Source organism: Enterococcus sp. NPDC086594 (assembly GCF_044746145.1).
In the GTDB taxonomy this organism is placed as follows: Bacteria; Bacillota; Bacilli; order Lactobacillales; family Enterococcaceae; genus Enterococcus_D; species Enterococcus_D entomosocium.
Map to the genome: position 1 here is coordinate 110354 of NZ_JBIVBP010000006.1, position 12760 is coordinate 123113.

At 42.7% G+C, this 12760-nt stretch carries 9 protein-coding genes; 8 read left to right on the top strand and 1 reads right to left on the bottom strand.

Annotated elements, in window-relative coordinates:
• The first annotated feature begins 162 nt into the window (after positions 1-162).
• The 8 genes from ACIPK1_RS10805 to ACIPK1_RS10840 all read left to right on the top strand — a co-directional run bounded on the left by ACIPK1_RS10805 (position 163) and on the right by ACIPK1_RS10840 (position 11614).
• Positions 163-2400, top strand: a complete 2238-nt coding sequence (locus ACIPK1_RS10805) for an excinuclease ABC subunit UvrA (RefSeq protein ID WP_101698834.1) — start codon at positions 163-165, stop codon at positions 2398-2400.
• A gap of 235 nt (positions 2401-2635) precedes the next feature.
• Positions 2636-4111 carry a helix-turn-helix domain-containing protein gene (locus tag ACIPK1_RS10810; protein WP_101698835.1) on the top strand — a complete coding sequence of 492 codons (1476 nt, stop codon included), beginning with the start codon at positions 2636-2638 and terminating at the stop codon, positions 4109-4111.
• A 373-nt stretch (positions 4112-4484) separates the two neighbouring features.
• Complete coding sequence (locus tag ACIPK1_RS10815) at positions 4485-9062, top strand: hypothetical protein (protein WP_400450848.1); 4578 nt, start codon at positions 4485-4487, stop codon at positions 9060-9062.
• Between the two features lie 39 nt (positions 9063-9101).
• Complete coding sequence (locus ACIPK1_RS10820; protein WP_034871937.1) at positions 9102-9620, top strand: hypothetical protein; 519 nt, start codon at positions 9102-9104, stop codon at positions 9618-9620.
• 24 nt (positions 9621-9644) lie between these two features.
• Positions 9645-10208, top strand: a complete 564-nt coding sequence (locus ACIPK1_RS10825) for a hypothetical protein (protein ID WP_008377887.1) — start codon at positions 9645-9647, stop codon at positions 10206-10208.
• Between the two features lie 34 nt (positions 10209-10242).
• Positions 10243-10572: an LPXTG cell wall anchor domain-containing protein gene (locus ACIPK1_RS10830; RefSeq protein ID WP_008377889.1), complete on the top strand. Its 330-nt coding sequence runs from the start codon at positions 10243-10245 to the stop codon at positions 10570-10572.
• Positions 10573-10745: 173 nt separating this feature from the next.
• Complete coding sequence (locus tag ACIPK1_RS10835) at positions 10746-11141, top strand: hypothetical protein (protein ID WP_086299089.1); 396 nt, start codon at positions 10746-10748, stop codon at positions 11139-11141.
• A 125-nt stretch (positions 11142-11266) separates the two neighbouring features.
• Positions 11267-11614, top strand: coding sequence for a DUF7006 family protein (locus tag ACIPK1_RS10840; RefSeq protein ID WP_016611346.1), 348 nt, complete (start codon positions 11267-11269; stop codon positions 11612-11614).
• 373 nt (positions 11615-11987) lie between these two features.
• On the opposite strand, the gene ACIPK1_RS10845 is transcribed toward ACIPK1_RS10840, so the two are convergent.
• A complete protein-coding gene (locus ACIPK1_RS10845) occupies positions 11988-12731 on the bottom strand; it encodes an EAL domain-containing protein (protein ID WP_061053741.1) in 744 nt (247 codons plus the stop codon).
• Between the last annotated feature and the right edge of the window lie 29 nt (positions 12732-12760).

Sequence of the window (12760 nt, forward strand, 5' to 3'; positions counted from 1 at the left end):
TATCGAAAAATTGCATAAGCCCTCTATCCTTGCTATTCCAACATTGAGAACAAAACATAAAATAAACATAGTTTTTTTGCAAAATTCCGAGAAACAGCGAGAATGTTTGTGCTATAATGGTCGCTCACTGTAAAAATTCAATAGAATCTGGGAGGGTATAGCATGCAGGAATACATTACGATCCACAACGCCAGGCAGAACAATTTGAAGGGCTTTGACTTGAAGATTCCCAAAAGAAAAATCACGATTTTCACGGGTGTCTCTGGTTCTGGCAAGTCATCGATCGTCTTTGACACGATCGCACAAGAAGCTGGTCGACAGCTGAATGAGAACTTTTCGAAATTTGTCCGCAACTTTTTGCCAAAATACAGCCAGCCCTATGCGGATGCCATCGACAATCTTTCGATGGCGGTAGTAGTTGATCAAAGCCGTTTAGGCGGCAATTCCCGCTCTACATTAGGGACGATCACGGATATCAACCCCTTGATCCGCTTGCTTTTTTCTCGTCTTGGTCAACCGTATTTAGGTCCTGCATGGAATTTTTCCTTCAATGACCCTCATGGGATGTGTCCCACTTGCGAAGGGATTGGGCGGATCGTCGGGTTAGATTTAGAAAAGGCACTGGATCTTGAAAAGTCCTTGAACGAAGGGGCGATCCTGCTTCCTGGCTACAAAGTCGGCTCTTGGCTACTGAAGTCCTTCACCAATACGGGCTTTTTTGACAATGACAAGCCGTTGGAAGAATATAGCGAAGAGGAAATGAACCGCTTTTTGTATGCCCAAGGAGAAAAAATCGATTCCTTGTATATGGAAGGCATGAGTTCCACCTATGAAGGCTTAGTCGCTCGTTTTAATCGCTCCAATATCAAAGGTGGCAATGAAAGCTCCGCTGCTACGCAGAAGAAAATCGCTTCTTTCATGAATGAGCAGAAATGTCCTGACTGTCAGGGAAAGCGATTCAATCCACAAGTACTCGCGTGTAAAATCGCGGGCTATTCGATTGCGGACGTTTTGGCGATGCAAGTGGATGAACTATTGACGGTTCTTCAAGAAATCTCGGAGGAGAGTGTCCAACCCCTGCTTCAAAACATCCAAGCGAGAATCACTGATCTGATCAATATTGGGTTGGATTATGTTTCCTTAGACCGTGAAACAACGACGCTTTCTGGTGGGGAAAGTCAGCGGGTAAAAATGGTCAAACACTTGTCTTCTAGCTTGAACGATGTGATCTACATTTTTGATGAACCGAGTATTGGGCTGCATCCAAGGGATGTCCATCGATTGAATGAATTGTTAGTCAAACTACGGGACAAAGGGAACACCGTCATCGTAGTGGAGCATGACCCAGATGTCATTAAAGCAGCCGATCACATTATCGATGTTGGTCCTAAAGCTGGAAAAAATGGCGGCTATATTACTTACGAAGGAACCTTTGAAGGTTTGCTGCGATCAGATACACTGACTGGCAAAGCCTTTGGACAGATGGTGGATTTCAAAGAAGCCCCTCGCAGAAGCCAACAGTTTATCGAAACGAAAAAATCGACGCTGCATAACTTGAAAAATACAGCACTGCGGGTGCCATTAGGGGTATTTACGGTGGTGACCGGTGTCGCTGGTTCTGGAAAGAGCAGTTTGGTAAATGGTGTTTTTGCCAAAGAATACCCTGAAGCCATTACGATCGATCAATCAGCGGTGGCGGGGAATATTCGCTCTAATCCTGCAACCTATTCAGGAATCATGAATGACATTCGCAAGTTGTTTTCGCAAGAAAACAAGGTTTCAGCAGGTCTTTTTTCCTACAATTCCGAAGGTGCTTGTGAAACGTGTAAGGGCCACGGGACCATCAAGATGGAGCTGTCCTTTATGGATTCCGTCGAGGTTTTGTGTCAGGCATGCGGCGGCAAACGGTTTAAAGAAGAAGTCTACCAGTATCGCTTGAAAGGCAAGTCGATCGATGAAGTCCTTGCCATGAGTATCACGGAAGCGGTGGAGTTTTTTGAGGAAAAAGCGATTCAAAGAAAACTAAAACAGATTTTGGCTGTAGGTCTAGGATACATGACCCTCGGACAGCCATTAAATACCTTGTCTGGCGGTGAATGCCAACGACTGAAGTTAGCAAAAGAATTAAGCAAAAAAGGCAATATCTACATTATGGATGAACCAACGACCGGATTGCACATGGCAGACATCAAAAGCATCTTGGCGATCATCGAACGATTAGTAGAAAAAGGCAACACGGTGATCGTGATCGAACACAACCTTGAGGTCATGAAAGCAGCGGATTGGCTGATCGATGTCGGTGTTGATGGTGGGATTCGCGGTGGTGAAATCTTGTACGAAGGAACCCCAGAACAACTGATCAATTGTCAATCGTCGATTACTGCGCAGTATTTATTTTAACGAAAAAGCCAAGACTAGCCGTAAGCAGCTCTTTTCATCGAGTGTTGCTTGCGGCTTTTTTTCATTCCATCGAAGAAGCGATTATAAGTTAGAAAATAAAATTCAGAACGCTATTTTTTTCATTATTAGTAGGTTTTTTGATAAAAATACTGTAAATTTGAGTATATAATTACCAAATAGTGGTCTATTTATGTAATAGTATAGAAAAGAATCTCTTGAAAAAGGAGTGGAGTGGATGAGAGAGCTGCAATTGGCCTTCATCAGCAACCGCACAACCGCGCGGTTGTTTCGGCTGTTGAGTACGATTGAGCGAGATCGGGTGTTTACGATTGGCGACTTAGCTGAGCGCAATCAGGTAACTCAGCGGACGATTGCCAATGATATCAAATACATGAAAGAATATTTTGGGGACAGTATAGTTCTTGTTTCCGGCAATAGCGGGTTTGTTTTCGAAGAGAAAAAGCCTACAGAATATCAAAAAAGAAAACAAAGTTTGTTAAAAAATGAATGCTTATTTGAAATTATCGGGAATATCTTTCATGGCAAGTTAGCTAAGGTGGATGAGCTAGCACATCATTACCATTTTTCAGAGAGTACATTTCGGCGCTTACTTAATCAGCGCAACCCTATTTTGAAATGCTATGGCTTACAATGGACCTCCAATCCTTTAACGATTGAAGGAAGCGAAGCCAACTTACGTAAGTTTTTCAAAGATTTTTACTATGAAGGGGTCGAAACGATCTATACATTGGTCCCAGACCAAGCATTGCATGACTTGATTTTAGGGCAATTGGATGACAAGTTCGGCTATTATGAAATCGGATCTGGGGCGACCCCCGCAGCGTTTTACTATACGTTTTATATTGCCATCAAACGCGCGAGCCTTGGCTATCATATCACTGTGCCCAAAGAACTGGTCAGGCAAGCGTATAAAGGGAATAGTTTCGCCAAACTTTATTCCTTGAAAAAAGGCATTGAAGAAATCTATCAGACCCAGTTGCCCAAAGAAGAATTTGCTTGGATTTACTTGGTCACCCTGTGTAAGCGAACCTTGGATCAAGGAGAACGAGAGCAAAAATTTTACCGTCAGTTTCATCAAGGTACAGCGATTGCAAACGTGGCCGAATTGTTTCTGCAGAACCATGATGTGCCCAAAGAGCAAGCCATTACGGTGGCGACGTTTTTACGTTCTTTCTTTTTATCGAGGAAAATAAACCATGCGATTGCGCCGGTTTTGAACAAGGAAATGGATGATATCAAAGAAGTGATCATGCGTTCCAACAGCGAGAATTATCAAAAGAACTTACAATTTCTTAAGGAGCAGAGCAAAAAACTCTCTTTGTCTAGTGCTTACTTAGAAGACATCTGTGTCAGTTTAACAATTTATAGCGAGTTGATTTTCGATTATTACGCACCAGCAAAAACCATTTATTTTCTCCTAGAAGGAGATCATTTTGTGTGCCAGCACATTCAAACTCGAGCAATCCAGCGGTTTGGCAGCAAGCACGAGTTGACCTTTGTGCAGCTGCAATATTTAACAAAGAAGACGCTAAATGGATCACATATTGATTTGATCGTGACCAATTACAATCGCTATCTCGTCGATTACAAAGTCAAAACAGATTATTTATTATTAAAATCTCTTCCAGATGATCGAGATTGGGAACATCTCGAACGGAAAATAAACCCGTATCAAAAACCGCTTTTTTAAACCCATTCCCGTACCTTTCACACAGTGAAAGAGGTAGGTTATTTATTCATCTATTTCAGGTGTTTATGAAAATAATGATTTTCTTTTGCTAAAGGACCACGCTATTCTTAGTTTAGTAAGGACCACGCGTGATACACTTACAGTTTTTTTCGTCTCAATAACCTTCGTTTTTAAGAAATCGGAACTCGTATGTAGATATTATTTTACAAAAACCCAATCTAACAACTTTCTTCAGACATTTGATTCGTCCAAATGTCTTTTTTTGTCGTTCCCCCAAAAACGAAGAATATTGAGACAACTTTGTGCGAAAAGGAGGAGGCTGTTTCTTAGCTTCAACCTTCTTGATGCACCAAAGACTTGAAGAAAGGAGGATATGATGAAACTACTTACATTGTTTTCTGCAGTATTCCTACTAAGCAGCACGGCGGTCAACACGACGCTGGCGTTCCAGCAAGTTGCTTATGCAGAAACAGAGTCACTTTCTGAAGAGACGCAACACTCCTCAACTGAGGAAACCACTAATTCTGCTGATCGATCGGAAGACCAAGAAACAACCGAAGAAAGCAGTGAAGAACAATCTTCTTCGGAAGCCACGGATGATTCCACGACAGCTAGCCAAGAAGAAGCAGAGGAAAATGAAGCACTGCCCGAAGCAGAAACGCCAGATAGCTCAGAAGATGAAGCGGAAACAGAAGCTGAGAATGAGCAAGTCGAAAGGTTTGATGCTGAAGCTTCAGCGGTCGCATTGACTGTAGCAAGTGAGGCGCAATTGCGGGCAATTTTACTTGGGGAATCCTTCACCGATGAAGATGGCACGGAGTATCATTACGAAGAAATCGCCAATGATCAATCCTTGGTGCTTACTTTTGCCAACAACTTGGCATTAACTGAGCCAATCAGTGGTATCCAACGGACAGACGTTACTTTTCGTAGTCAAGATACGCCTGTGATCCTTTCGCAGACGGCGGCAGAGAACCTGATGCAGTTTGCGGCACCCGTTCAACTGACTTGGCAAGGGGTGCAACAACAAGGCATTCAGTCGGCGCAAGGGCTGGCTCAAACAACTGGGGCATCAACGATCACTTTTGAAGATACCCAACTGGAGCTGACCACTACCGCAGGACGCGTGGTGAATAACAACCAAGCACATCTTCATTTCAAAGGAACCAATGTGGTGACGACAGCGACGTCTTCCATTCCAACGTTATTCACGGCTGAAGGACTCTTGGTCGAAGGGCAATTGACGGTCAATCATCGCTCATCAAATGCCACACCAATCTTTGAAATGAATCAAGTAGCAGTGGCTAGCCAAGCTGAAATTTCTGTCACCCGAAGTACCAACAGCAATACTGGCACTGTCTTTCACATGACAGGTACCGCAGCAAGCCTTGATTTTGGTCAAGGAAGTATGACCACGATTCGCCAATCTGGCGCAATGGTTTCTCTACCAAATGCCAATCAAGATAGTCGGTTGACGCTAGCAACCGGGGCAACACTAGATGTTGGCACGGGACAGGGGCTTTCTGGTAATTCCACCAGCACGCTAGGCGAAGTAAGGTTACAAGCAGGGAGTCAGTTAAAACTATCTGAGTACGGGACGGTCAGCGGGACGCCCGCCATCAATGTCGGACACCGCTTCATCGTTGAAAATAGTACCGCGGACCAACCTACCATTATTGAAGGAACGCGGACGGGCACAACGACCGGAGCTTTTATCCAGCTCCAAAGTGCAAATTCCTCCATCGATTTTGGGGAGAATACACAAACGCGAATATCGCAGCATGGACCGATGTTTACGGGTGTGGCTAGTACCACGATAGTGATTCAAGACCACGTGAAAATGAACAATCAGCATAGCAACGGGTTTAATGGCAACGTAGCAGTCAACAGTATTGCGATTGGTGATCAGGTGGATATAACCATAAGTGAACCTAGTAATGCCACTGTTGGTCAAGCGTATCGAACCTTTTTCGCAACGTCTTCGGTTCAAATCGGAAGTCATACAACAATTGACGTGCCGAGAACGCGAACGACCTCTTCAGCAAGTTCATCGAATGTCGTCATCGGCTTAGCATCAAGCAACGGGAAAATCACCATTGGTGACTATTCTGAAATAGCCGTGAACCAGCGAGGGGCGTTTGTCAACGCAAGTTTGTCCCATGTCACTTTAGGGAAATACTCAAAACTAACGGGCGTATTAGGGAATGGCTTTACCGCTGGAACGATGGTCGATCAATTTGAGCTGCTTGAAGGGGCTGAAATCAATGTTGCTGAGCATTCAACGAGCACAGCAGCCAATTCTTTTTCCGTGCAACGACGTTTCTTCCTAGGAGAAAAAGCAGCGATCAATTATTCTCGCACATCATCAGCAGCCAATCCTTTCATTGCACTGGGTTCAACGTCGACGGCTTCACAATTTTTGTCAGAAGCAAATGCAACCATCACCCTCAATCAAGTAGGACCATTGGTGACTGGTCGCAGCACAACAGATATCTATATTGGTGAAGCAAATACGATCAGCCTACAAACCGCACAAGGCTTTACCGGTGGTACCTCATCTGCTGCTTCTTCAACCATTCGCCGGTTGCATGTGGGCGATCACTCTGAAATCACCGTTTCTGGACGAAGCAATGCAAATGTTGATTTTTTCCGGTTTAGAGAAGAAATCAAACTAGGTCGTGAAGCGGAAGTAACGGTCAATCATACAACACGACAAGCTGCACGAGCCGTTTTTCGTTTAACCTTGGCGAATTCGAAATTTACGATGGAAGAAGGAAGTAAAGTCGAAGTTGATACTGGTGGACGATTTCTACAGGGAGTCGGAACAACAGATCTGTTATTCGGCGAAAATTCCTATACGAGAATAAACGCTGCTAGAGGAATGACAGGAAACACCACTGTTCGTTCAGTTACGCTTGCGCAACATGCTGAAGTGCATTTGACAGAGCCAACAACGACGGCGATTCAAAATTCAGCAACAAGTCAAAATTATTCCAGAATCCGAGTATCACAAAGAGTGGAGTTGCAAGACAATGCTACCATGACGTCAAGAAGAGATCGAACGACTTCAGATTCCCGATTTATTTGGTTGACTGCTAGTAATTCATTTGTTCGGATTGGTAAAGGGGCTACCCTCGACGTGGATCAATCTGGAGGAATCTTTAGAGTAACGACTTCCTCTAATTTCATTCTCAATGATGAGGCAACATTTAAAGGTGTTGCGAGAGGTTTAAATACTCAGGCGGGAGGCAATGCCTCAAGCAATCATTCGAATTCATTTGCGAATATCACAGTAGGGGCCAGAGCTAATTTTTCCATGACCGATAATCGGACAGGAATGGGAACATCGGCGGAATTTATCAATCGCCCGTTAGTCAATGTGCGGAATTCATTTTCGGCAGGAGAAGATTCTACGGTTGTATTGGAAACCATAAGAAATAAATCTGAAGTTCTTTATTTCAGACTTGCCAATGCACGATTGAATATAAACAATGTGAATTTGTTTGAAATTAGTCATCCTACGACAAGAACTGGTCAAGCCAATGCGCAATTGCAGCGTTTGATCCGATCTGCACAAAATACGGTTGCGAACGGTTTGAGAATCAATGTTGCGAGTCAAAAATTAGCAGTTTGGGAAAATGCTTCTTTAGATGAACCAACAGAAGAATTTATCAATATTTCCGGAACGATGCGAATCAATCGAAATGGGGGAAATACATTCCCTTATGGCGGCACAGGAAATGGCGAAGCGCGTTCCAGATTACTGAGTGGCGAGCAATTAGAGGGTTCTTTGGAAAGTCTGGAAAAACAAACGGACATTTACCAAGTGATTGCTAAGAATAACTTCAATAAGATTCGTTTTTCAGAACCAGAAGGCCTCATTGCCCGAATCGATGCATTGAGTGATCAGTCGACTGAAATCACTGGTTCCATGTACGAGGATACCGATGTCACCTTGATCTCCTATACAAATACCGATGGAGAAATCGTCGAATTGGACAAAAACTCTGAACGAATCGAATGGGGCGACTATCGGGATGAAAATCAGCTGTATCGCTATTTCCGCATTCCCTTAAGAGAAAATGAGCGATTGGAAACAGAGACAGAAGTGTCGATTTTCTTATCGAAACCTTCGATTGAGACCTATGTCGATGTGACCGCTCGTCAAACCGTGATTAAAGGTGTGAATTTTGAAGCATACAATATCACTTTAGATCGCTATAAAATTAATGAATTAAGCACGCAAGAAGAATTAGATGCTTTGATCCTTCAAGAAAGTCGCGCGCAAGCCGCAAATGTGTTGACGGAAGCGGATATGACGGATGACTTTCGCATCGTAGAAACGGATCTTACACGAGAAGTGGACGAAGACGGCAGTTACTTCGCTGTTCTTGAGGTGGGGAATAAAGCCTACCAGATGACTATCGGTATCGATGTGACATCGAAACTGGAGCATATGCGAGTGACGATCCCGACCAAAATGGTCTTTGAATCCTTGTACAATACGGCGGAATCGAATCGTAATTTTGAAAGCCAAGCGTATGAGATCCGCAATCAATCGCCAATTGCTGTGGATACCTATATCAATCAATTGGCGATCGATGATCCTGCCGGAATCGTCTTGTTAGAAGAGGGAGAAGATCCCCTCGATTACGCTGAAAGTGAAAGCGAAGAGGAAGACCCAACCCTTACTTATGACGATATCTCAACCCCGCTGTTGCGACTGAACCTAAAAACGGAAGAAACCCAGATTCAACTCTATGAAGCGATGGAAGAACAACACTTGGTTCGCTTAGAAGAAAGAAGCCGCGTGCCGATTTCCTTAACGGGGGATTTCTATGGGGACTATCCCCAGTGGGTCGTTGATTCAGAAGCCGATCAAGGCGGGTATTATGAAGACTTGCTTGTACCGAATTATCGCATCGTCTTACGCTTTGTTCCACGAGACTAAGAAAAAAAGATCGTACCAAATGGGAAGGAGGTGAATCCATTGGAGCAAACGAATCAAACCGAAAATAAAAAACGACGGAAATGGCTCTGGTGGTTGTTGCTATTGGCCGTACTTGCCGGTGGACTCGGGTACTATTTCTATCAATCAAAAGAAGCGGTTCCGTTGATCAGTGCAGACCTTTTGCCTGAATCTGGCGATGCCACCGATCAGCGATTATCTGAACGGGCGCAGGAAATTGCAGATGCGAATTATTTCACCCTGCAAATCAATCCAGAAGCCATTTTTGAAGATGGTCAAAGCACGGGATCCATCGAAATCGTTAATCCAGGCACCAATGTGTACCCAATCGCCGTGGATATCTCTTTACTGTCGAGCGGGGAAGTCATCTATTCTTCCGGTGCGATCTATCCAAATCAATTTGTTGAAAATGTCGCCTTGGCGACACCATTGGCAAAAGGCGAGTATCCTGCCAAAGCCACCATCAATATTTACGACCCTGAAAGCAAAGAAAAACAAGGGGTCACTGAAGCTGAATTAACGATTATCGTTAAGAATTAAAAAAGGAAAAGTGAGGAAATAAAAATGAAAAAATTTGTAGCAGCTATTCTAAGTACAGCAACGATCGCAGGAGTAATCGCAAGCGGCACCACCGCTTTTGCGACACAAACTATTGACGGACGTGAAGGCGATACGTCAGGAGATGTCCAAGTAAACGGGATCATCGGTGAATTCGATAATACAACACCTGGACCAAATCCCGATGATTTGAACCAATGGATCAATGTAACGATTCCAACGACTGCTTTGTTCTATACGACAGAAGCGTCAAGTCATACAGAGATCGTTTCGCCTACGTACACAGTGACAAATAACTCAGCAGTTGGTGTGATCGCTTCTGTTGCAGGTGTTGATACACCATTGAATATGTCTGAAGTAGACTTGTTAAACGTAAACGGGATTGAGTTGTTTGAAAACGGCACACCAACTGTAACAGAAACAGAATTGTTTACCCTTGAAGGCAACCAAGGAACGAATGAAGGGACGTTTGCGTTCACTGGTGAAGCAACTCCTGTCAATGCATCAGAAGAATCAAACCCAAGTTTCAAATTGGTCTTGAGTTTTGCGCCGGATGTAGAGGAAGACTAAAAACTGAAATCCCAGTAAAGAAGGGATCTATCGTATGAAAAAACGAAAAAGAATCATTTTTTTCATCGCTGCATTACTGGCTCTGACTGTCTGGGATCTATCAGAAACCGTTGTCGCAGAGGCGACAACAGGGCAGGTCACTGTGACTGGTCGAATTGGTGAAACAGCGAAGGAAGAGGAAGAAGCAGACGATGACAATAAGAAAACGATCGTCGCAGATGCTTCTCAAATCGGACAAGGGAAATTACCGCAAACAGGTTCTTCAAACACCACTCGTTTGATCATCCTTGGGTATGCACTCTTAGTACTGTTTGTCATTGCAGCGACAAGAAAAAAGAAGCACGGTGAAAGCGTCGCTCCTTAACTATCGTCATCGCTAGAAGCGTAAAGGAGAAACTGTGAGGAAAACTTACAGTTTCTCTTTTTTAATGAAAGAGTAGAGCGGATAAAAAATGAATCAAAAAGGTAAGCAGTCCTTAGTGATACCACAAACGCTGTATAAGTGAGGTCAGTGATAGTTTTGAAAGGATACAGAAGATGAAGATCAGGAAAGAAGCGTTTGAAAGAACCATCATAAATAGTGAATATATTGGCTACTATTATCATCTGCTGACTGCAGATTCTAGCCCCTATCCCGAAGGGGAACAAATAGATAAGATGCGTTACTTATTAGAAAATAATCACATAGAAGAAATAAAAGCGAATGCTCGCTATTTGTTCATTTTTCGTACGTATAAAGTACCTAGTGTCCTACAAAAAGAGTATCAGTTGTTGGAAGAATGCGTCTCGTACATCTCAAATTTGAACACCCATTTGTTGATGCCTCAAGAAGCAATTGAGCAAAGTCTTTCAATCAAGGCAGAAGATGAGGCGAAGGATCAAAAAGAGCATTACAAGCAGCTGGTCAGAGGGTTGCTGGATATTCTTCATTGACTACTGGACCTTGGTGTTTTTTCAGTAGCTAGAAAAAGTAGTGAATAGATAACGAAAAAGAATAGGCTGAGACTTAGGAAGAAAATAAGGGGGCTTGTTCCCCTCAAAGAAAGGAGCAAAGAAGCTTGACTGTATTTACTTCAAAGATAGAATATCTTGATGGATTTCAAAAGAAATTTACGGATTCCAATCGTGAAAATGGTGCCTTAGCCTCTTATGTAGAAAAGCAATTAACGTTACTTGATCAATTGGTAGCAGGGATTTCTCCAGAAACATTTTGGGCGATCACCCCAGATATTCTGGGAATCGATGCCAAACTGGTTTTAGTCACAGAAATGATGCGATTTGACGATTTTTCCGATGACGAGATCATCCGAATCGTCGAAAAAGATTATCGCTTTTATCTGAAAGAATTGTGCGGTTACAATCTAGGAATGGAAACGAAGCATTCTCTGGTTTTCAACGTGAGATAAATCAAGGAGGGGAATAGTCGGAATCACTTCTAGCAAAACGATTTGGTAAGAAGTGATGAGTATTTTTAATGTTTCTGCAATTAGTAAAGGTGTGCGATTGAAATAGAAGGTTTGTATCGAAAAAAAGGGTGAATAGACAAAAAGCATTCAGGAATTGGTTTCTTGAATGCTTTTTGTCTATTCATCTATCTGAAAAAGGTCTTTGCTTTGGTTTCTACTCCCTCTCATGTAAAATCACCGTTAAAACGATGCCGAATCAGTAAAAATTCTGCAAATAAAATTATTTGTGTTATATTTGAAGGGCATCTGTTCATTTTTTTAATATTCGTTTATTTTTAATCGCGTATAGTGAGAAAAATAAACGACGCGATGGCTATTTTTTTCGCATTAATTGATTAGCTGGGGAAGGTTTGTCCAAATAAAACCCTTGTTGAAGAAAAATCTCTTCTTCAAGCAAGTACTCATGGATATCCGAGGTTTCGACCCCTTCGACAATAAATTGGATTTTACGATTGCTGGCGATATTTCGCCAGAAGTCGATCAAAAAGAAAATCTCCTTTTGGGACAGCACTCGCAACGAGATAGGCGAAAATTTGATCACATCGATTTTATCCAGCATCGGTGCAATATTTGTCAGTGAATGAATGCCTGTCCCTACATCATCCAATGCGACAGAAAAGCGCATCTTTTTTATTTGGTTGATTTTGTTCATAAGAAAAGACTTGGGATCACAGGCGATAGAAGGTTCCGTATCGTCTTCGGTGATCTCAATCAAAATACGATCATGGTAGGGTGCTAAGTCAGCTAACATCAGAAAGGTTTCTGGGTAGCTGAGTTGTTGCGGGTGGATATTAAGACTGATTTTTGTTTCTTCATTCGGGTGAAGTAAGCTGAAAATTTCATTTCGGTACCATTGCAGTAAGCGAGTGTGTAGCTTTTTGTATTTGATCACTTGCTGGAAGAAGGAAAGGGGAAACCTATTTCTTTCGGTACTTCTCAATAATAATTCGTAGCCAATCACTTTCTGACTATCTGCTTTCATTTGAAAGATAGGCTGGGCATCAAAATATAATTGAGGAAATATCGATAAGAGTTCTTGTTCTATTTTCTCAGACATTGGTTTCTGCTCCTTTCTGGGGTAGTTTT